We start from the raw sequence: 19,908 nt of genomic DNA, 5'->3' as shown, positions 1-19,908 counted from the left end.
TTTTCTCAACCGGTCTCAGGATGCCGTCATGTTGTCGACGCCGGCCAGATAGTTGGACGACGGCATCGGCATAAAATTGGCCGGGGAGATGACGCCGACCGCTAACTGCGACGCGTATTTTACGGCGGCGGGCATTGGATCGACGGCGATCGATGCGCCGACCTTTTCGCCCCGCCGCCGTTCACCGGTTTCACACGGCGGCCGCTGACGCGCAAATGTCCCGGCGATCAACGTCATTTGCAGCAAAACCCGGTTTTAAACACTGGATTTCTGTCCGGCATGATAAAATCAGGGATATTACCTTTGGGGAATTATCCGAAAATATACCCCGGTATTGTTTTTTTACATTTATAAGATCGTCTTTAATAAATTTTCCGGCGGCGGCGGAACCTGTAGATAAAAACCCTGTTCCTTGATCGCCTGTTTAACTTTTTCAATATCGGCATTGACCAATTTCTTGCTGCCGTCCAGCGGCAATAACATCGCTAAATGCGGCTTACCGAAACTCTTCATCAATTCTTCCGGCACGCGGGAAAAATCGTCTTTTTTTTCGACATAAAGATAGGTTTGATCGCGTTTGGAACTTCGATAGATCACACAAAACATTTTTTTTACTCTATTTAATGAGAATGGCGTCTTGCCTGTATATAATTGTGACTATAACATGCTTACAGCGCTCTGGAATATCATGCCTCAAATGTTACTCTAGGGATTAAAAGATGCTGAAACTGAGTCAGGATAGATGTCACAAACGCCAATTGAGCTAAAAGGCAGCAGCTTTACCTTATCGGTTGTTCATTTGCATGATTCCCAACCCGAGGTAATTTATCAGGCATTACAGGAAAAGATTGAGCAAGCGCCGGCTTTTCTGAAGAATGCCCCTGTTGTCATTAATGTCGCCGCCCTCACGGCGGAAACCGACTGGATAAAATTACAACAGGCTATTTCATCGACAGGACTGCGCGTCGTCGGCATCAGCGGATGCAAAGACCCACAGTTAAAACAGGCGATTACCCAGGCCGGGTTGCCTCTGTTAAGTGAAGGGAAAGCGCAACGTCGGGCGCTCGACCCTGTCGTCGCGCCCCCTTCCGTGGTGAAAACCAAAGTCGTTAATACGCCTGTTCGTTCCGGCCAGCAGATTTATGCCCGGAACAGCGATCTGATTATCACCAACGGCGTCAGCGCCGGCGCGGAAGTTATCGCTGACGGTAATATTCATATTTACGGCATGATGCGTGGCCGTGCCCTGGCGGGCGTTTCCGGCGATGTGCAAAGCCAGATTTTTTGCACGCATCTGGCCGCAGAGTTGGTATCCATTGCCGGCCGTTACTGGCTAAGCGATCAGATACCCGCTTCTTATTCCGGACAGGCAGTCAGGATCAACCTGAACCTGCTGTACAATGTATTGAACATACAACCTTTAGACTAAGCCCTTTGACAAGGAAACATTTATGGCACGCATCATTGTTGTTACATCGGGTAAAGGGGGCGTTGGCAAGACCACTTCAAGCGCGGCCATTGCTACCGGTTTAGCCCAGAAAGGAAAAAAGACGGTTGTCATCGATTTTGACATCGGTCTGCGTAACCTCGACCTGATCATGGGATGTGAGCGCCGGGTGGTTTATGATTTTGTTAATGTTATTCAAGGTGATGCGACGTTAAATCAGGCGCTGATAAAAGATAAACGCACCGATAACCTCTATATTTTGCCTGCGTCGCAAACCCGTGATAAAGATGCCCTTACCCGCGAAGGGGTTGAAAAAGTGTTGGACGGCCTGCACGCAATGGAATTTGATTTCATCGTCTGTGATTCGCCGGCAGGGATCGAAACCGGGGCGCTGATGGCGCTGTATTTTGCCGATGAAGCCATTATCACCACCAACCCCGAGGTTTCTTCCGTACGCGACTCCGACCGGATTCTTGGCATCCTGTCGTCGAAATCGCGCCGGGCGGAACGTTCGGAAGAGCCGATTAAAGAGCACCTGCTGTTAACCCGCTATAATCCAGGTCGGGTCAGCCGCGGCGATATGCTGAGCATGGAAGACGTGCTGGAGATTCTGCGCATCCCTCTGCTGGGCGTGATCCCTGAAGATCAGTCAGTGCTGCGCGCGTCCAACCAGGGCGAGCCGGTTATTCTCGATGACGCCGCCGATGCAGGTAAAGCCTATGCGGATACGGTGGATCGGCTGTTAGGCGAAGAGCGGCCCTTCCGCTTCGTTGAAGAAGAGAAGAAAAGTTTCCTTAAACGCCTTTTTGGGGGATAAATTATGGCATTACTCGACTTCTTTCTGTCCCGTAAAAAAGCGACGGCTAATATTGCCAAGGAACGGCTGCAAATTATTGTCGCGGAGCGACGCCGGGGAGATAGCGAACCCCATTATCTGCCGCAATTAAAGCGGGATATTCTTGAGGTTATCTGTAAATATGTACAGATAGATCCTGAAATGGTCAATGTTCAGTTAGAGCAAAAAGGAGATGATATTTCCGTGCTGGAACTGAACGTCACATTGCCGGAAGTGGAAGATACGCCCAAATGATTCTTCCGCTCGCACCCCCCGGCTTATTTCCGGGGGGGGGCTTATCGCTGAAAAGTGATATCGCGGGGGAAAGACGACTCGTCTTGAGCTTAATTGCCGCAGATGGCGATTAATATCCCTGAAGAATAACCCGCAGTTCATCACCGAATAAATCATTGCGCCAGCCTGACAGCATTTCTGGTTCAGCATTTCGTCCGTTTAATTTCCAGTGCCAGTTAAGCAGCCGGTTAATCTGACGCCGCGACGCCAACAGCTCGGTTGATAATCCACTACGTTCGCCGGCGCGCTGTACCATCGCTTTAATATCTTTAAACGCTTTTTTATATCCCGGATACTCGATCAAATTAATCACCGGCGCCGGACAGGCTTCGTCAGTCAAGTATTTAGTTTGCTCAACCATCGCCAGCAGCGTTTTGCCATGATAGCGAATTTCCGGGCCGCTCAGCCCCAGCGAATCCAGCTCGCCCAGCGATGCGGGCATAAAGCGCGCCACCTGCCACAGGTTCTCTTCACGCACGACAAAATTCACCGCGCTATCCCGCTCGCGCGCTTTACGCAAGCGCCACTCGGCCAGCCGCTGAAGGCAAGCCAGATGCCGTCCGCGCAACTGCCAGGCGTTGCCGATTTCGCGATAGGCCAACGCCGGCTCCAGGATCTCCTGCTTACGCTGACACAGCGAACGGCATTCATCCAACGCCGCGTTCATCCAACCGGCTGCCTGCGTTTCCTCCACCAGTTTGAGCGCCATCGGCAGCAGATAGAACACGTCCGCGGCGGCATAGTCACACTGTTTTTCACTCAACGGGCGAGCAATCCAATCCGTCCTCGACTCGCTTTTATCCAGCTCGACGTTCATATATTCCGCCACCAGCGCGGCGAAACCGTAAGACAACGGTTTCCCTAAAAAGGCCGCCAGAATCTGAGTATCGATAAACGGCTCCGGCGTCATGCCGAAAGCATTCAGAAAAACCTCCAGATCTTCACTGCCGGCATGCAGGAATTTGACGACCTGCTCATCGCGCAACAGAGCCTGAAACGGCGACCAGTCCGTTATCGTTAACGGGTCGATAAGCGAAAGCCGTTCGCCGTCATACAATTGGATCAGCCCAAGTTGCGGGTAGTAAGTACGCGTTCTGACGAATTCGGTATCCAGCGCAACCTGTTTATACTGGCGCGCCTGCGTGCAAATTTCTTTTAACCCGGCGTCGGTCGTGATCAACTGATAATTCAAAACATCATTCTCTCGGTTGTATTCGTATGAGCCTGGCCCATAGCGATAAAAATTGACGCCGGCTATACCGGCGTCCTGTACTGTCGGTGATGATAACGCGTCTTGGCGGCTTCTGGCAGAGGATTTATTGATAAATAATATGGCGCCTAAGCATTCACGGCGGCCCTGGACGGATTTTCAGCGCCGCGTAATTCCCGCCGCAGGATCTTGCCCACATTCGACTTTGGCAAGTCTGTGCAGAACTCAATTTCTTTCGGCACTTTATAGCCGGTCAGATTTTGGCGGCAGTGAGCGATCAATTCATCTTTAGTCAATGAACTGTCGCGCCGCACCACAAAAGCCTTCACCGCCTCACCGGATGACGCATTCGGCACGCTGATAACCGCCGATTCCGAAACTTTCGGGTGACGGGTAATAACATCTTCAATTTCAGTCGGATAAACATTAAATCCCGATACCAGGATCATGTCTTTCTTACGATCGACGATGCGCAGAAAACCCTCGCCGTCTAACGTGACAATGTCACCAGTGGTCAGCCAGCCGTCCTGCAAAACCTCATCGGTCGCGGCAGCCTGCCGCCAATATCCCTTCATCACCTGCGGACCGCGGATCCACAGCTCGCCGGCTTCGCCCGCCGGCACGTCATGCCCTTCATCATCAACGATTCTGATCTCCGTGGAAGGAACCGGTAAACCGATGCTGCCGCTGTAATATTTCAGATCGTAAGGATTGCCGGCAACCAGCGGCGAGCTTTCCGTCAGGCCATAACCTTCCAGCAGATGTTTACCGGTCAGTTTCTCCCATCGCTCCGCCACCGCCTGCTGAATGGATGCGCCGCCGCCAACCGAGAGACTGAGCGTCGAAAAGTCGAGTTTATGGAATGCCTCGTTATTCAATAGCGCGTTGAATAACGTATTGACGCCGACGATAACGGTAAAACGATGTTTATCTAACGCTTTGACCAACGAGGGAATATCTCGGGGATTGGTAATCAGCAGATTGCTGCCGCCAAACTCGATGAACAGCAGGCAATTCACCGTTAATGCGAAAATGTGATACAACGGCAGCGCCGTAACCACCAGCTCATGCCGTTCCTGCAAGACCGGTCCGTAAGCGGCCTTACACTGCGCCAGATTCGCCTGTAGGTTGCGATGCGTCAGCATCGCGCCTTTGGCGATGCCCGTCGTACCGCCGGTATATTGCAGAAAAGCCAGATCGGTATTGTCGATCTCCGGCCTGACGTACCGCATCCGGCGCCCGCGTTGCAGCACCTGACGAAAAGAAATCGCATCGGGCAACGCGAATTTGGGTACCCGTCGCTGGATGTATTTGACGACAAAATTGACCAGCGTTCCTTTGACCCGCGCAAGCTGATCGCCCACATGGGTCAGAATAACGTGCTTGACCGGGGTGTTATGCACCACTTTTTCCAGCGTATGGGCAAAATTGGCGACAATGACGATGGCGCAGGCGCCGCTGTCCTGCAATTGATGCTCCAACTCGCGCGGGGTATATAGCGGATTGACGTTAACCGCCACCAGTCCCGCCCGTAAAATCCCAAATAAGGCGACCGGATATTGCAGCAGATTCGGCATCATCAGCGCTACCCGATCGCCTTTTTGCAATTTAAGCTGATTTTGCAGGTAGGCGGCAAATGCCCGACTACGCGCGTCCAGCTCGCCGAAGGTCATCGCCTTCCCCATGTTGATGAAGGCGGGCCGGTCTGCATAGCGCGTTACCGCGAGCTCGAACATCTCAACCAGCGAGGAATAGCGATCGGGATCGATATCCGCAGGAACATCCGCCGGATAGCGGGATAGCCAGATTTTCTCCAAGTCATTACTCCCGGGATCTTTTGTTATTCGGTCACGAAAGTTTCAATCTCCGCCGGGCCGTACCAGCCGCCGAATCCCCACCCCGGCCCCCAGCCATAACCATAGCGGCCATGCCAACCCCAGGGACCGGGACCATAAGGGTTTACCACTCGCTGCGCGACGTTCCAGCGTTGATATCCCTGAACCTCGACGACGACGTAGCGGTAAGGCCGATCGCCGATAGTCCCCTGTTCCGTTCCGGTAATCGGGCCGACCACGGTAATCAAACGGTCTTGAAAATCAACCGGCTCCAGAAAACGATGTACGTAAGCGATAAACCGGCCTTCAGAGGGATAATTCAGTCGTGGTTTGGCGGCGCTGTCCAGCGGCAGGCTGGCGATTTCCAGACGCGTCCGGTCGGCTTCATTGCGAATACTGACCACCCGGCCGCCAAAGCGGGACGCCTGCCCGACGTAAAGCTGCGGCGCATTCATGACCCGAACCAGATCGTCCTGCGGGGTCGGCGAGGTGCCTTTGATGGCGTCCGGTACCGTTACGCAACCGGAAAGCGACAGGACGGCGGCAGCCAAAACGCCGCCCAATCCCGTGCGAAACGCTCGTCTTGGCTGAGCGCTCTGCGTCATACGCTGAGTAATCATTTTCATCGCATCCACCTTTTCCAATGTCTGCTCATTAGACTATAACGCACGGAATAAGTTGCTGTTATTCGCGACCGGGAAGTTTTTTCCAGGCGACTTCATTACGCAGATAGCGAGGCTGCGCCAGTTCGACGCTGATGGCCCGTCCCGCTTGCCATTGCCGACACGCCAGCGGCAACATGTCCTCCGCCTGCGGTAGCGGCGTCTCGCCATCTTGTAATGAAAGCGCCGGATGCTTCGCCAGGTCGGCATAGGTTTTCCAGCCCGTGCCGACCGTCGTCCATCGACCGCTTAATTGTTCCGTCAGCGACTGCACCTGTTGCGGCGTCAGCACCGCCTCTGAGGCATCGCCCTGCCAGCGCCCGTCGGCTTCTCGCTGATATTGCGCCCAGTAAACCTCGCCCATGCGGGCATCGATAGCCGCCAGCACCTGCGTCGCGCCAGTACGACGGAAAGCGCCCTGCGCCATGGTTGCCAGCGTGGAAACGCCGATCATCGGTAAATCGGCGCCCAGCGCCAGCCCCTGCGCGATACCAATGCCGATGCGCACGCCGGTAAAGCTCCCCGGCCCCTGGCCGAATGCCAGCGCGTCTAACGCATTAAGCGTCAGACCGCTTTCGGCCAGCGCCTGCCGCACCATCGGCAACACACGCTGAGTATGCTCACGGGGACAAACTTCAAATAAAGAATGAATTTCACCATCATTCCAGAGTGCGACGGAACAGGCTTCCGTCGCGGTATCAAGCGCTAGAATTCGCGTAGACATGCCAACCTCAGGCGGGATAAATAAACCTTAACGGCGCGCATCATAACATATATCCCGCGCTGACTTGAGTTAAGCCGATCGGGATCCTCGCGTTTTATCTGATTGATGCGGCGTGAATTAAACAGCGGTTCGGGCGCGCGCCCTGTCAATTAGCGCGCGGTTTCGCGGGTAAGAAAGGCAATCGCCCGACCCAGATCGCGCGTACGCGGCGCCGGCGGCAAACTGTTGAGAAAAACCTCGCCGTAGGGACGCATAACCAGCCGATTATCACAAATAACCAGCACCCCGCGATCGTCGATATCGCGAATCAGGCGACCCACGCCCTGCTTCAGGGTGATCACCGCATCCGGCAGTTGGACGTCGTCGAATGGCTCGCCGCCGCGCAGACGACAATCTTCAATGCGCGCTTTCAGCAACGGATCCTCCGGCGAGGTAAATGGCAGTTTGTCGATGATCACGCAGGACAGGGTATCGCCGCGCACGTCCACCCCTTCCCAGAAGCTGCTGGTCGCCACTAACAGCGCGTTGCCGGCGGACACGAACTGCGAGAGCAATTGCGCTTTACCGGTCTCGCCCTGCAATAATACCGGCAGCGTCAGCGTGGCGCGGAACTCGGCGGCCAGATCGCGCATCATCTGGTGTGAAGTACACAGCATAAAACAGCGCCCCTGGTTTGCTTCAATCAACGGGCGCAGCATGGCGGCGAGTTTTCGCGCCGCTCCCGGACGGTTGGTTTCCGGCAGGTAGCGCGGCACGCAGAGCAAGGCCTGACTGGCGTAATCAAACGGACTCGGCAGCAGCAAGGTTTGGGTATTGTTCTCGTCCAGGCCCAGTCTGTCGGTAAAATGCGTTAAGCGATCGTTGACGGACAAAGTGGCGGAAGTGAACACCCAGGCCGAGGGTTTCTCTTTCATCAGTTCACGAAAACGATCGGCCACCGAAAGCGGCGTCAGCGCCAGCACAAAGTGTCGGGAACTGCATTCGTACCAGTAGCTGTAGCCGGATTGCTGCACGTCCATCAGCCGCTTTAGGCGACCGCGATACAGCGTCGCCCGTTCAAAGGCGGCATCCAGCAACGCGGAACGCCCTAAAGAGAGCTTCGCCACGTCGTAGCACAGCTCCAGCGCATCATCCAGCAGCACCAGCGCGCGCTGGAGAGTCGGTTGCGCAAGGATCTCGCGCAGATTGCCGCGGTATCCCGGTTCGCCCAGCGCCAGACGAAAATCCTGCGTGCTTTGCGACAGACGGTCCGCGCTTTTTTGTAATTGCGCGGCATCGCGCACCTCTGTGCGATAGGCAATAACGATATCTTTCGCTAAATCCATCAGTTGACGGCTGGACAGTTGCTGACCGAAATACTGGCTGGCGATATCGGGAATTTGATGGGCCTCATCAAAAATCACCACGTCGCTGTCCGGGATCAGTTCGGCGAACCCGCTTTCCTTCACCACCATATCGGCAAGGTATAAATGATGGTTGACCACCACGATATCGGCATCCATCGCCTTGCGCCGGGCCTTGACCACAAAACACTCTTTATAGCGCGGGCAATCGCTGCCGAGGCAGTTATCATTGGTGCTGGTCACCAGCGGCCAGACAGGGCTGTCTTCCGCAACCCCGGCGCAGGTGGTGACATCGCCCCCCGTCGTTTCCGAAGACCATCCCCGCAGCCGGACGATGTCGCTTAACATCTCGGCCGGCAGATCGCCGCCCGCCAGCGATTGCTGATCGAGCCGCTCCAGACAGAGATAGTTGGATCGCCCTTTCAGCAGCGCCAGCTTGCCTTTGTATTTAAGCGCTTGCGCCACCATCGGCAGATCCCGGTTGTAAAGCTGATCCTGTAACGCTTTCGACCCCGTCGAAATGATGACTTTTTTATCCGCCCGCAGGGCCGGCGCCAGATAGGCATAGGTTTTACCTGTCCCGGTTCCCGCTTCCACCACCAGCGCCTGCTGCTTGCCGATGGCCTGCACAACGGCCTGCGCCATTTGCCGCTGCGGCTCGCGCGGCTTAAATCCGCTGATGGCCTTTGCCAGCGCGCCATCGGTTGCAAAATCATCTATTACGCGATCACTCGTCACACTGTCTCTCTTTGTAGGTGGGTTCCAACGGCCGACGCCGCGCTGATTATGCCAAGACTCCACTACCGCTACCACCCTAAATCAGGCTGACTTTGGCCGCGGAAATTAAAGACGAAGAAAAGATTATGTTACGCTTGGCGCTACCATTATCCCAAACTGGAAAGGCCGACACTCATGTCAATCATAAGAATCGAACCCGAAGCCCGCTGGTCCAACGCCGTTATTCATAACAATACGCTGTACCATACCTGCGTCGCGGATAATCTGGATGAAGACGCCCGGGCGCAGACAAAAAACGCGCTGGCGGCACTGGACGATGTGTTACAGCAGGCCGGCACCGATAAAAGCCGCCTGTTGGACGTCACCATTTTTCTGGCTGATGCCGAGGATCTGGCGGCGATGAATGCCGAATGGGACGCCTGGGTGGCGCCGGGCAGCGCGCCCGTACGCTGTACCGTACAGGCCAAATTGATGGATCCGAAATACAAGATTGAACTGAAAGTGATTGCCGCGCTGTAAACACGCCCAAAGAAGAGGAGAATTAGCGTTCTTCCTCTTCTTCACCATCATCAAAGGTACGATCCTCGTCGTCATCCATTTCATTGGTTTCTTCATCATCAAACATCGCGGAAACCCTATCACCCTGATGTTCCGCACGAATTTCAGCCGCCACCACGGCAATCGCCTGACCGCTGCTCATTCCCTGCGCCATCAGATCCTGAATACGCTCTACGGCTGCTTGCTGCTGCTCGTGCGTCAACGCGGGCATACCTGCAATCATGATAAACTCCTGCTGGTTGAAACGGCGCGTATCATCGCACGCTACCTTAGGCATACACCAGAACTTCCGGTTTGTGATACGCTCTGCGCCTGAAGAGACCAATCCCCAGGCCGGTACGAAAAATAGCCGCCTGCAAAGCATGAGATTATACAAAAAGACGATGCGCCCATCTCCCGTTTATCACCCGCTTCCCTATCAGCCGCAGGCGCTGTTGACGCTTTTTGCCGCCTTCTCTCACCAGCCGTGGGCGATGTTATTGCATTCCGGCTTTGCCGATCATCCCCATAATCGTTTTGACATCATGGTGGCCGACCCAAAAGCCACGCTATGCACCCGCGGCGGACAGACGGAAATCATTCAGGGCGACAGCCGACGGCTATCCGACGCCGATCCCTTTTGGCTGTTGCAGCAACAACTCGACAGTCTGGGGATCGCGGCGGACGCACAGCCGGATTACCCCTTTCAGGGCGGCGCGCTCGGGCTGTTCGGCTATGATTTGGGGCGGCGCATTGAAACGCTGCCCGCGCGGGCGGAACGGGATATCAATCTGCCCGATATGGCGGTTGGCCTGTATGACTGGGCGTTAATCGCCGATCATCGGCGCCAGACGTTAACCTTGATCGTACAGGATAATCTTCAGGCGCGTCTGGACTGGCTGGACAATCCCCCCGCTTGCCGGCAGAACACGGGTTTCCGGCTTAACGGCTCGTGGCGCGCCAATATGTCGCGCCACGAGTACGGCGACAAGTTTGCAAAAATACAGGATTACCTGCGCGCCGGCGATTGCTATCAGGTCAATCTGGCGCAGCGCTTTGTCGCCGACTATCAAGGCGATGAATGGCAGGCTTTTTTACGTCTGTCGTCCGACAATAAAGCGCCCTTTTCCGCGTTTCTGCGCCTGCCGGAAAACACGGTGATCAGCCTGTCTCCCGAACGTTTTCTGTGGCTGGAAAATCAACGGATCCAGACCCGCCCCATTAAAGGCACATTGCCGCGGCTGGCGGATAAAGACGCGGATGCCCGGCAGGCCGAACGGCTGGCCGACTCGGAGAAAGATCGTTCCGAAAATCTGATGATTGTCGATCTACTGCGTAATGATATCGGCCGGGTTGCGGCGCCCGGCAGCGTTCGCGTACCGGAGCTATTCGTCGTCGAGCCTTTTCCCGCCGTGCATCATCTGGTCAGCACCATCGTGGCCGAACTGCCGCTGCGCTGTCATGCCACCACGCTGCTGCGCGCCTGTTTCCCCGGCGGTTCTATCACCGGCGCGCCGAAAATACGCGCGATGCAGATCATTGAAGAGCTGGAGCCGCAGCGGCGCAATGCCTATTGCGGCAGTATCGGCTATCTGAGCATCTGCGGCACGATGGATACCAACATCACCATCCGCACGCTGTTAACCGAACAGGGGAAAATATACTGCTGGGCCGGCGGCGGCATTGTCGCCGATAGTCAGGAACAGGCGGAATATCAGGAAACCTTTGATAAAATAGATCGTATCCTGCCCGTATTAAGTCGGTCGGATAATCAGCCGCAGCCTCAATAATTCGAGTTAATATTCGTGACGCCTTTAGTGATTGAAACAGATTTGCCGACACCTTGCTCCGCCGCGCCGTTTAATCTGGCGGAGTTTATCACGCGTTTTCAATTACAAACGCTGCGCGCGTCTCCGCCGGCTCGCCAGTCGCGTCAGGCCGCCGTGCTGGTGCCGATTGTCCGTCGCACCGCCCCGACCTTGCTGTTGACCCGCCGTTCGTCCGAACTCAGAAAACATGCCGGGCAGGTCGCCTTTCCCGGCGGCGCCGCTGACTGCGGCGACCGTTCGTTAATCGAAACGGCCTTGCGAGAAGCGCAGGAGGAAGTGGCTATTCCGCCTGAGAACGTCCAGGTGTTGGGCGTATTGCCGCCTATCGACAGCATCAGCGGCTTTCAGGTCACCCCGGTGATCGGCCTGGTTTCCGCCCATACCTGTTTTTATCCGAATGAAAGCGAAGTCGCGGAGTTATTTGAGATGCCGCTGGACGTCGCATTGGCGCTCGATCGCTATCATTCCCTCGATATCGAGCGACAGCGAAAACCGCATCGGGTTTACCTCTCCTGGTACCAGCAGCAGTTTGTCTGGGGGTTGACCGCGTCGATCATCCGTCAGCTCGCGCAGCACGTCGCCAGTCAGCCCTAAACGCCTCGTCATGCCATTCTCGGATAAATTCCATTGCTCATTGGCATAAGTTTATTTCATGCGAAAAAGAAAACTTCACGACATAATTCCACACTACAATAGCGCATTCTGAGCGTTTTATTCTAGCCGTTAGGTATGGCGCGCTTTTAAGGAGTTTTTAGCGTGATAAGCGTTTTCGACATGTTTAAAGTCGGTATTGGCCCCTCCAGCTCTCATACCGTAGGACCGATGAAAGCCGGTAAGCAATTTGTCGATGAGTTGATAAACAAGGATCTTTTAACCCGCATCACGCGTATTGCCGTGGATGTTTACGGTTCTCTGTCGTTGACCGGAAAAGGTCACCATACCGATATTGCCATCGTTATGGGGCTGGCGGGCTATCTGCCGGACAGCGTCGACATCGATGCCATTCCAGGCTTCATCCGTGATGTGGAACAACGTGAGCGCCTGCTGTTGGCCGATGGTCGGCATGAAGTCGATTTCCCTCGCGAAGGCGGCATGGTGTTTCGCAGCGAAAATCTGTCGTTGCACGAAAACGGCATGACGATCACCGCGTTTACCGGCGACGAGGCCGTTTTCCGTAAGACCTATTACTCCATCGGCGGCGGCTTTATCGTTGACGAAGAAAACTTCGGTAAAAGCGTATTATCCGACGTCTCTGTGCCGTATGACTTTAATTCAGCGAAAGAGATGCTGGCGCACTGCAAACAAAGCGGTCTCTCTCTGTCCGGCATGGTGATGCGCAACGAACTGGCGGTACACAGCCGTCAGGATATCGACGATTATTTCTCGCATATCTGGCACACCATGCGCGCCTGTATCGACCGCGGCGTCAACACCGAAGGCGTGCTACCCGGCCCGCTGCGCGTTCCCCGTCGCGCCTCCGCGCTTCGCCGCATGCTGGTGGCGTCCGATAAACTGTCGAATGACCCGATGAATGTCATTGACTGGGTCAACATGTTCGCCCTGGCCGTGAATGAGGAAAATGCGGCCGGCGGACGCGTCGTCACCGCGCCGACGAACGGCGCCTGCGGCATCGTGCCTGCCGTGCTCGCCTATTACGACCATTTTATCGAGCCGATTGAACCGAACATCTATATCCGTTATTTTCTTGCCGCCGGCGCCGTCGGCATCCTCTACAAAATGAACGCCTCTATCTCCGGCGCCGAAGTGGGCTGTCAGGGTGAAGTCGGCGTCGCCTGTTCAATGGCGGCGGCCGGACTGGCGGAACTGATGGGCGCCAGCCCGGAGCAGGTCTGCGTGGCGGCCGAAATCGGTATGGAGCACAATCTCGGCTTAACCTGCGATCCGGTTGCCGGTCAGGTGCAGGTACCCTGCATCGAGCGCAACGCCATCGCCGCGGTGAAAGCCATTAACGCCGCGCGCATGGCGATGCGCCGCACCAGCGAGCCGCGCGTCTCCCTGGACAAGGTGATTGAAACCATGTACGAAACCGGCAAAGACATGAACGCCAAATATCGCGAAACCTCGCGCGGCGGACTGGCGATTAAGGTGCAGTGCGACTAGCGCCCGCTTCGCCATAATCGGCGGGCGGGCGACGCCCGCCGATCCGATATCTCGCAGCGAATCGTTCCGCTTCATCCTCGATCCCCCATACTCCCCCCCCTTTTGTCAAGGCGTAACAGAACAGAGATTGCAATAAATACATACAATTGGCGATCTCTTGCCGCTTGTTAACATCAGATGAAGGGCGCACACTTGTACTAGTCAACTGGATCAACAGAGGAGTGGTAATGTCAAATATCCTAATCGTCTACGGCATGGCATCGCTGGCCGTCACCGTCATCCCCGGCCCGACCACGCTGTTAGCGTTAACCAACGGGGCGACAAAAAATATCAACGTGATTTCTTGCGGGATTCTGGGCGCAGCCTTATCCGATTTTATTCTGATTGGCCTGGTAGCCATTGGCTTGGGATCATTGATGATCGCCTCCGAAACCCTCTTTTTGCTGGTTAAATGGATTGGCGTCGGTTATTTATTCTGGCTCTCGTTACAACTTTGGCAGGCAAAACCCTCTGCGTTGCTGACCACTTCGTCTGCCGATCGCGCTGCGCATTCGGCCAATCGCGCTTTTATGCGCAGCCTGCTGGTCGCCCTATCAAACCCCAAAGGTTTGCTGTTTTTTTCTGCTTTTCTGCCGCAGTTTATTATGGTGAATGAACCTCAATTACTTCAGTACGTGGCTTTTGCCTGCATTACGGTAGCCATTGATATCGCCATCATGGCGGGATACGCCTTTGGCGGTATGCAAGCCGCCCGTGCCTTTACCGCTGTTGGATTGAGAAGACTTAATCGCACCTGCGCCGCCATAATGGCATTTCTGGCGGGGGGATTGGCGATCTATCGCAGATAGCGGCAAGCAGTCCGCCCACAATAAAAAGGAGTGGTAATGGGATACAAACAAAAGAATGCGCCGGAAAACTGCGCGGACATGAATGAAATAAGAGCGGAAATCGATGCGCTGGACCAGGAAGTGATCGCCCTGCTTGCACAGCGTTTTGAGTATGTTAAGTCCGCCGCGAAATTCAAGAAGAATCCCGATCAGGTGCAGGCTAAAGCCCGCTTTGAGAGTATGCTCGCGCAGCGTCGGATCTGGGCGGAACATGCCGGGCTGAGTCCGGCGGTGATAGAAAAGATGTTCCGCGATCTGGTGACCTGGTTTATTGCGCAGGAAATGGCGCACTGGTCGCAGTCGCAAAGCGCATCTTGACGAAAAATCGCCGCCAACGTTATACGGCTTGCTCCATCCGGAGCAAGCCGTATTGTTCTGCCGCGCAACCGCCTCGCCAACAGGCGGCAAAACCGCGATTATTCGTCGTCGGCTTCAATCGGCTCGGCGATTTTCTCCACGCGCACCAGCTCGATACGGTATTCCGAGACCGCCATAATCTCGAAACGCAGTTGATGAACCTCGATGACATCCCCGACGTTGGGAAACTCGTCGCTGTGCGACAGCAACATCCCCGCCAGCGACGAGTAATCCTCTTTCGGACTGACCAGATCGCTGCTGTCGAGCACCTGCTGTAAAGAGTGCAGATCCGTACCGCCTTTTACCAGCCAACCATCGCCATCGGCGACAATTTCCAGCGTTTCATCTTCATCCGGGAACTCGCCGGCAATGGCTTCCAGCACATCCAGCGGCGTGACCAGCCCCTGCACCACGCCGAACTCGTTGGTAACCATCACCAGTCCGCCTTTGGCGCGCCGCAGCACCGGCAACAGGTTAATCACATCCAGCGTTTCCGGCACCACAATCGGTTGATTGGCCGCCGCGAAACTCTCTACATCGGTATGCTCTTCCAGCGCGACCAGCAAGTCCTTGGCGCGCACCACGCCGATTAACTCATCCAGCGAGCCGCGGCATACTGGGAACAGGCTGTGAGGCGTATCCAGCAACTGGATGCGGATCTCTTCGACCGAGCGCTCGCTGTCGACCCAGGAAATTTCAGTGCGGGGGGTCATCACGCTGCGCAAAGAGCGCGACGCCAGCGTCAGAACGCCGCTGATCATATAGCGCTCTTCTTCGGCAAAGGTTTCGGACATGACTTTTTGCGGTTCGTCGTCCTCATCGCGGTTCGTCTTTCTGGCGCCCATCAGTCGCAAAATAGCCTCGGCGGTACGCTCGCGCAGAGGCCGTCTTGACTGATGCTTCATAAAGTTATGTCGGGCAATCTGATTAAACAGCTCGATCAGAATCGAGAAGCCAATCGCCGCATACAGATAACCTTTTGGAATATGGAAGCCGAAACCTTCCGCCACCAAACTTAAACCGATCATCAGCAGGAAGCTGAGGCACAGCACCACCACGGTGGGATGCGCATTGACAAAATTGGTCAATGGTTTGGATGCCAACAGCATCACGCCCATCGCGATAATCACCGCGGTCATCATCACGCCAAGATGGTTCACCATCCCCACGGCGGTAATCACCGCATCCAGCGAGAATACCGCATCCAGCACGACAATCTGGGCGACGACGGCCCAAAAACTGGCGTGCGCGCGGTTGCCATGCTCATCATGCGATTTATTCTCTAACCGTTCATGCAATTCCATGGTGGCTTTAAACAGCAAAAACAGCCCCCCCGCCAGCAGAATCAGGTCGCGGCCGGAGAAACTGAACTCGCCCACGTGAAACAGCGGACGCGTCAGCGTGACCATCCAGGAAATCAGCGACAACAGCCCCAAACGCATTAACAAGGCCAGCGATAAACCGATAATACGGGCTTTATCTCGCTGCTTGGGCGGCAATTTATCGGCAAGAATGGCGATAAACACCAAATTGTCGATGCCCAGAACAATTTCAAGTACTACCAGCGTCAATAGGCCTGCCCAGATTGAAGGATCTAGCAAAAATTCCATGTCAGACTCCGAAAAATGAACGAGCAAATGACTTCAATGCGCTCATGGCATTGAATGGTAACGAAAAGAGTAGGTATGAATCAGAATGACTCTGAAGGTGGTCGGAATGACCAACCGGGTACAGAAAACCACCAGCGTTAGCAGGTACACAGAGAACGTTTTGTCGGTGACAGTCCATGGGAAGGGCTAAGGCCCGATGCTCCTAAGTAATTTAACAGAAGATTACTCTAACAGCTTGATCCCGATTTTCACAAAGAATTTCTTGCCCTGCAATTATCCAAAAGCGCGTAACATTTTTGTTATTTATTCCACATTTTCATAACAGCGCAAATTTTACGCGAGTGCCATCACACTATTTATTTTTTCGCTGAGTAAAATAAATCCGGCAATCCGTTAATTTATGGTTAACAGACAGGTCGTGAATTCATTAAACAGTATGAATTCATTGTGAATTTTCACCTATTGGACAAGCAGGTAAAATTTTTTCAGCCACACCAGATTGTAACGGCTAACGTTAATAGAGGAACGTTAACCCGCTATTCCGACACATTACACACTATTTGAACGTGAATAATGAGGAGGTAACAAGTGAGTATTGCGATAATGCTATGCACTCACGGTACCACCGCAGGGCCGCTGCTTAAAACAGCCGAAATGATTCTGGGTGAACAGCATAACGTCGCCTGGATAGATTTCGTACCCGGTGAGAATGCTGAAACGTTAATAGAAAAATATCAGGAGAAGCTATCCCAATTAGATACTTCGCTTGGCGTCCTGTTTTTAGTCGATACCTGGGGCGGCAGCCCGTTTAACGCCGCCAGCCGCATGGTCACGGATAAGGAGAACTATGAAGTCATTGCGGGGGTCAATATCCCCATGCTGGCGGAAACGTTTATGGCGCGCGACGACAATCCGGCCTTTGCCGATCTGGTTTCCATCGCCCTTGAAGCCGGACGGGACGGCGTAAAAGCCCTGAAGACGCAAGAGCGACAGAAAACCGCCGTCTCCCCGCCTCCCAAAGCCCCTGCCGCAGCGCCCGCCGCCGGTTCCGGCGAACATATGAAGATCGGACTGGCACGTATTGACGATCGTCTGATTCATGGACAGGTCGCCACCCGCTGGACAAAAGAAACCAATGTAAACCGCATTATTGTCGTCAGCGACGACGTCGCCGCCGACAACGTGCGCAAAACGCTGCTGACGCAGGTCGCGCCGCCGGGGGTTACCGCGCATGTGGTCGACGTGGCGAAAGCAATCCGTGTTTATAACAATCCTAAATACGCGTCCGATCGGGTCATGCTGTTATTTACCAATCCGACCGACGTGCTCGCGCTGGTGGAAAATGGCGTAAAAATAACCTCGGTCAATATCGGCGGCATGGCGTTCCGGCAAGGGAAAACGCAGGTAAATAATGCGGTTTCTATTGATGAAAAGGATATCGCCGCATTCAAAGAGCTGGACAAACGCGGAATTGAATTGGAAGTCAGAAAAGTTTCAAGCGATAGCAAACTCAAAATGATGGACTTAATCAATAAGATGGCCCGTTAGCGCCTTAAATAACGCTATGTAACGATTTATTTTATACCCAATAGATTTCAAGGCGCAGGCAGGCGGCAATCGAGTGAGGCCCCAGGAGCTTACTCATGTAAGTGACTGAGGTGAACGAGAGCGGCCAACGCATCTGCAACTTGAAAGATGAAGGGGATACTCAGAAACGTTTTTCATAGGAGAAGTACAATGGAGATTACCACGCTTCAAATTGTGCTGATATTCATCATATCTTGTGTTTCTGGGATGGGATCGATTCTTGATGAATTTCAGTTCCATCGTCCGCTTGTCGCCTGTACGCTCATCGGAGCGGTACTGGGCGACCTGCAAACCGGGATCATTATCGGCGGTACACTGGAAATGATCGCGCTCGGCTGGATGAACATTGGCGCGGCGGTAGCGCCCGATGCGGCGCTGGCTTCCATTATTTCAACCATTCTGGTTATTGCCGGCGGGCAGAGCGTCGGGGCGGGGATTGCGCTGGCGATCCCGTTGGCGGCGGCAGGCCAGGTACTGACGATAATTGTCCGCACCATTACCGTCGCCTTCCAACACGCGGCCGACAGCGCGGCGGAACGCGGCAACCTGAGCGCTATCAGTTGGCTTCACGTCTCGGCGCTGCTCCTTCAGGCCATGCGTATCGCCATCCCTGCCGTTATCGTCGCGATTTCCGTCGGTACCGATGCCGTGCATGCCATGTTGGGTTCAATTCCGGATGTCGTCACCAATGGTCTGAATATCGCCGGGGGCATGATTGTGGTGGTTGGTTATGCCATGGTCATTAATATGATGCGCGCCGGTTATCTGATGCCTTTCTTCTATCTCGGTTTCGTTACCGCCGCATTCACCGATTTCAACCTGGTGGCGCTGGGCGTGATCGGCGTTGTTATGGCCGTGCTGTATATCCAGCTCAACCCGAAATACAACAAGGCGCAGGGTCAACCTGCGGCGGCGGGCGGCAACGATCTTGATAATGAACTGGACTAACAGGAGTGAGAGAAATGGTTGAATCAACGAATGTCAAGAAACTCACTGCCGGCGATATCCGCGGTGTGTTTATTCGCTCCAATCTTTTCCAGGGGTCCTGGAACTTTGAACGTATGCAGGCGCTCGGTTTCTGTTTTTCCATGGTGCCGGTGATCCGCCGCCTTTACCCTGAAAACTCGGAAGAACGTAAACAGGCGATTAAACGCCATCTGGAATTTTTCAATACCCAGCCATTCGTCGCCGCTCCGATTCTGGGGGTAACGATGGCGATGGAAGAGCAACGCGCGAACGGCGCACCGATTGACGATGGCGCGATCAACGGGCTGAAAGTCGGTCTGATGGGGCCGTTGGCCGGGGTCGGCGACCCAATATTCTGGGGTACCGCACGTCCGGTATTCGCCGCTTTGGGCGCAGGGATCGCCATGAGCGGCAGCCTGTTGGGACCCGTTCTTTTCTTTGTGCTATTCAACCTGGTCCGACTGCTGGTTCGCTACTATGGCGTGGCCTATGGTTACCGTAAAGGCGTGGATATCGTGGGCGATATGGGCGGCGGTCTCCTACAGAAGATGACGGAGGGGGCATCCATTCTCGGCCTGTTTGTCATGGGGGCGCTGGTTAATAAATGGACGCACGTCAACGTCCCGCTGGTCGTTTCAAGGATAACCAACCAAAACGGAGAAACCACGGTCACCACGGTTCAGTCTATTCTGGACCAATTGATGCCCGGTTTGATCCCCCTGCTGCTCACATTCGGCTGTATGTGGCTACTGAGACGCAAGGTGAATGCTCTGTGGCTCATCATGGGATTCTTTGCCATCGGTATCTTTGGCTATTGGATCGGCCTGCTGGGTCTGTAGTCGGTTAATCTGCCGGGGGCCTTGCCGCCGGCAGACTTCGAGGTGGAATATCCTTCAACGCGGGAAACCTCAGCGTGATAACACGCC

Annotated in this window: 21 protein-coding genes; 12 read left to right on the top strand and 9 right to left on the bottom strand. The window is 54.6% G+C overall.

The annotated features are described in order from the left end of the window. Window positions 1–15: 15 nt before the first annotated feature. Together ABRZ28_RS05970 and ABRZ28_RS05965 are read right to left on the bottom strand one after the other, a co-directional pair. Complete coding sequence (locus ABRZ28_RS05970) at window positions 16–237, bottom strand: hypothetical protein (protein ID WP_319602562.1); 222 nt, start codon at window positions 235–237, stop codon at window positions 16–18. A 111-nt stretch (window positions 238–348) separates the two neighbouring features. Continuing rightward, the gene (locus ABRZ28_RS05965; RefSeq protein ID WP_319602563.1) at window positions 349–606 is read right to left on the bottom strand and encodes a YcgL domain-containing protein; all 258 of its coding nucleotides are present in this window, start codon (window positions 604–606) and stop codon (window positions 349–351) included. Between the two features lie 136 nt (window positions 607–742). Here ABRZ28_RS05965 and minC point away from each other — a divergent pair, with 136 nt between their 5' ends. The 3 genes from minC to minE are packed head-to-tail and all read left to right on the top strand — an operon-like array spanning window position 743 to window position 2,537. Then, window positions 743–1,429 (top strand): septum site-determining protein MinC, encoded by a 687-nt coding sequence (gene minC, locus ABRZ28_RS05960; RefSeq protein WP_330519724.1) that lies wholly within the window; start codon window positions 743–745, stop codon window positions 1,427–1,429. A gap of 22 nt (window positions 1,430–1,451) precedes the next feature. Beyond that, the gene (gene minD, locus ABRZ28_RS05955; RefSeq protein ID WP_330519723.1) at window positions 1,452–2,264 is read left to right on the top strand and encodes a septum site-determining protein MinD; all 813 of its coding nucleotides are present in this window, start codon (window positions 1,452–1,454) and stop codon (window positions 2,262–2,264) included. A 3-nt stretch (window positions 2,265–2,267) separates the two neighbouring features. Beyond that, window positions 2,268–2,537, top strand: coding sequence for a cell division topological specificity factor MinE (minE, locus tag ABRZ28_RS05950; protein WP_239784647.1), 270 nt, complete (start codon window positions 2,268–2,270; stop codon window positions 2,535–2,537). A 109-nt stretch (window positions 2,538–2,646) separates the two neighbouring features. On the opposite strand, the gene rnd is transcribed toward minE, so the two are convergent. From rnd to yoaA, 5 genes are all read right to left on the bottom strand, one after another. Next, the gene (gene rnd / locus ABRZ28_RS05945; protein ID WP_330519722.1) at window positions 2,647–3,768 is read right to left on the bottom strand and encodes a ribonuclease D; all 1,122 of its coding nucleotides are present in this window, start codon (window positions 3,766–3,768) and stop codon (window positions 2,647–2,649) included. Between the two features lie 146 nt (window positions 3,769–3,914). Continuing rightward, a complete protein-coding gene (fadD, locus tag ABRZ28_RS05940) occupies window positions 3,915–5,603 on the bottom strand; it encodes a long-chain-fatty-acid--CoA ligase FadD (RefSeq protein WP_330519721.1) in 1,689 nt (562 codons plus the stop codon). 23 nt (window positions 5,604–5,626) lie between these two features. Further along, window positions 5,627–6,226, bottom strand: a complete 600-nt coding sequence (locus ABRZ28_RS05935) for a Slp family lipoprotein (protein WP_330519875.1) — start codon at window positions 6,224–6,226, stop codon at window positions 5,627–5,629. Between the two features lie 79 nt (window positions 6,227–6,305). Next, the gene (gene tsaB, locus ABRZ28_RS05930) at window positions 6,306–7,007 is read right to left on the bottom strand and encodes a tRNA (adenosine(37)-N6)-threonylcarbamoyltransferase complex dimerization subunit type 1 TsaB (protein ID WP_319602568.1); all 702 of its coding nucleotides are present in this window, start codon (window positions 7,005–7,007) and stop codon (window positions 6,306–6,308) included. Window positions 7,008–7,156: 149 nt separating this feature from the next. Beyond that, a complete protein-coding gene (gene yoaA / locus ABRZ28_RS05925) occupies window positions 7,157–9,088 on the bottom strand; it encodes a DNA repair helicase YoaA (protein ID WP_330519720.1) in 1,932 nt (643 codons plus the stop codon). Between the two features lie 174 nt (window positions 9,089–9,262). On the opposite strand from yoaA, the gene ABRZ28_RS05920 reads away from it, so the two are divergent. Beyond that, window positions 9,263–9,607 (top strand): RidA family protein, encoded by a 345-nt coding sequence (locus ABRZ28_RS05920; protein WP_319602570.1) that lies wholly within the window; start codon window positions 9,263–9,265, stop codon window positions 9,605–9,607. Window positions 9,608–9,629: 22 nt separating this feature from the next. On the opposite strand, the gene ABRZ28_RS05915 is transcribed toward ABRZ28_RS05920, so the two are convergent. Beyond that, window positions 9,630–9,869 (bottom strand): YoaH family protein, encoded by a 240-nt coding sequence (locus ABRZ28_RS05915; protein ID WP_319602926.1) that lies wholly within the window; start codon window positions 9,867–9,869, stop codon window positions 9,630–9,632. A gap of 160 nt (window positions 9,870–10,029) precedes the next feature. On the opposite strand from ABRZ28_RS05915, the gene pabB reads away from it, so the two are divergent. From pabB to ABRZ28_RS05890, 5 genes are all read left to right on the top strand, one after another. After that, the gene (gene pabB / locus ABRZ28_RS05910; protein WP_330519719.1) at window positions 10,030–11,415 is read left to right on the top strand and encodes an aminodeoxychorismate synthase component 1; all 1,386 of its coding nucleotides are present in this window, start codon (window positions 10,030–10,032) and stop codon (window positions 11,413–11,415) included. Between the two features lie 27 nt (window positions 11,416–11,442). Continuing rightward, window positions 11,443–12,048, top strand: coding sequence for a CoA pyrophosphatase (locus ABRZ28_RS05905; RefSeq protein ID WP_319602572.1), 606 nt, complete (start codon window positions 11,443–11,445; stop codon window positions 12,046–12,048). A gap of 162 nt (window positions 12,049–12,210) precedes the next feature. After that, window positions 12,211–13,575 carry an L-serine ammonia-lyase gene (locus ABRZ28_RS05900; RefSeq protein WP_319602573.1) on the top strand — a complete coding sequence of 455 codons (1,365 nt, stop codon included), beginning with the start codon at window positions 12,211–12,213 and terminating at the stop codon, window positions 13,573–13,575. A 227-nt stretch (window positions 13,576–13,802) separates the two neighbouring features. Then, entirely contained in the window at window positions 13,803–14,423 is a 621-nt protein-coding gene (locus ABRZ28_RS05895; RefSeq protein WP_330519718.1) for a LysE family translocator, read from the top strand. A gap of 36 nt (window positions 14,424–14,459) precedes the next feature. Continuing rightward, window positions 14,460–14,780, top strand: coding sequence for an isochorismate lyase (locus ABRZ28_RS05890; protein ID WP_330519717.1), 321 nt, complete (start codon window positions 14,460–14,462; stop codon window positions 14,778–14,780). 98 nt (window positions 14,781–14,878) lie between these two features. Here the strand turns inward: ABRZ28_RS05890 and ABRZ28_RS05885 are convergent, their stop codons facing one another. Further along, window positions 14,879–16,429 carry a TerC family protein gene (locus ABRZ28_RS05885; protein ID WP_319602576.1) on the bottom strand — a complete coding sequence of 517 codons (1,551 nt, stop codon included), beginning with the start codon at window positions 16,427–16,429 and terminating at the stop codon, window positions 14,879–14,881. 588 nt (window positions 16,430–17,017) lie between these two features. Between ABRZ28_RS05885 and manX the strand changes: the two genes are divergently transcribed. From manX to ABRZ28_RS05870, 3 genes are all read left to right on the top strand, one after another. Continuing rightward, window positions 17,018–17,977: a PTS mannose transporter subunit IIAB gene (gene manX / locus ABRZ28_RS05880; protein ID WP_330519716.1), complete on the top strand. Its 960-nt coding sequence runs from the start codon at window positions 17,018–17,020 to the stop codon at window positions 17,975–17,977. Between the two features lie 189 nt (window positions 17,978–18,166). Continuing rightward, entirely contained in the window at window positions 18,167–18,964 is a 798-nt protein-coding gene (locus ABRZ28_RS05875; protein ID WP_319602578.1) for a PTS mannose/fructose/sorbose transporter subunit IIC, read from the top strand. Between the two features lie 14 nt (window positions 18,965–18,978). Continuing rightward, entirely contained in the window at window positions 18,979–19,821 is an 843-nt protein-coding gene (locus tag ABRZ28_RS05870; protein ID WP_319602579.1) for a PTS mannose transporter subunit IID, read from the top strand. Window positions 19,822–19,908: the final 87 nt, after the last annotated feature.

It is taken from the genome of Brenneria sp. g21c3 (assembly GCF_040240345.1).
Lineage (GTDB): Bacteria > Pseudomonadota > Gammaproteobacteria > Enterobacterales > Enterobacteriaceae > Brenneria.
Note: the sequence above shows the minus strand (reverse complement) of the source record. Positions and strands in the feature narration are given on the sequence as shown.

Excerpts from the sequence above, each read along its gene's own strand:
- ABRZ28_RS05970 (WP_319602562.1), bottom strand. The coding sequence starts at position 237 with ATGACGTTGATCGCCGGGACATTTGCGCGTCAGCGGCCGCCGTGTGAA.
- ABRZ28_RS05965 (WP_319602563.1), bottom strand. The coding sequence starts at position 606 with ATGTTTTGTGTGATCTATCGAAGTTCCAAACGCGATCAAACCTATCTT.
- minC (WP_330519724.1), top strand. The coding sequence starts at position 743 with ATGTCACAAACGCCAATTGAGCTAAAAGGCAGCAGCTTTACCTTATCG.
- minD (WP_330519723.1), top strand. The coding sequence starts at position 1,452 with ATGGCACGCATCATTGTTGTTACATCGGGTAAAGGGGGCGTTGGCAAG.
- minE (WP_239784647.1), top strand. The coding sequence starts at position 2,268 with ATGGCATTACTCGACTTCTTTCTGTCCCGTAAAAAAGCGACGGCTAAT.
- ABRZ28_RS05935 (WP_330519875.1), bottom strand. The coding sequence starts at position 6,226 with ATGACGCAGAGCGCTCAGCCAAGACGAGCGTTTCGCACGGGATTGGGC.
- tsaB (WP_319602568.1), bottom strand. The coding sequence starts at position 7,007 with ATGTCTACGCGAATTCTAGCGCTTGATACCGCGACGGAAGCCTGTTCC.
- ABRZ28_RS05920 (WP_319602570.1), top strand. The coding sequence starts at position 9,263 with ATGTCAATCATAAGAATCGAACCCGAAGCCCGCTGGTCCAACGCCGTT.
- ABRZ28_RS05915 (WP_319602926.1), bottom strand. The coding sequence starts at position 9,869 with ATGATTGCAGGTATGCCCGCGTTGACGCACGAGCAGCAGCAAGCAGCC.
- pabB (WP_330519719.1), top strand. The coding sequence starts at position 10,030 with ATGCGCCCATCTCCCGTTTATCACCCGCTTCCCTATCAGCCGCAGGCG.
- ABRZ28_RS05895 (WP_330519718.1), top strand. The coding sequence starts at position 13,803 with ATGTCAAATATCCTAATCGTCTACGGCATGGCATCGCTGGCCGTCACC.
- ABRZ28_RS05890 (WP_330519717.1), top strand. The coding sequence starts at position 14,460 with ATGGGATACAAACAAAAGAATGCGCCGGAAAACTGCGCGGACATGAAT.
- ABRZ28_RS05885 (WP_319602576.1), bottom strand. The coding sequence starts at position 16,429 with ATGGAATTTTTGCTAGATCCTTCAATCTGGGCAGGCCTATTGACGCTG.
- ABRZ28_RS05875 (WP_319602578.1), top strand. The coding sequence starts at position 18,167 with ATGGAGATTACCACGCTTCAAATTGTGCTGATATTCATCATATCTTGT.
- ABRZ28_RS05870 (WP_319602579.1), top strand. The coding sequence starts at position 18,979 with ATGGTTGAATCAACGAATGTCAAGAAACTCACTGCCGGCGATATCCGC.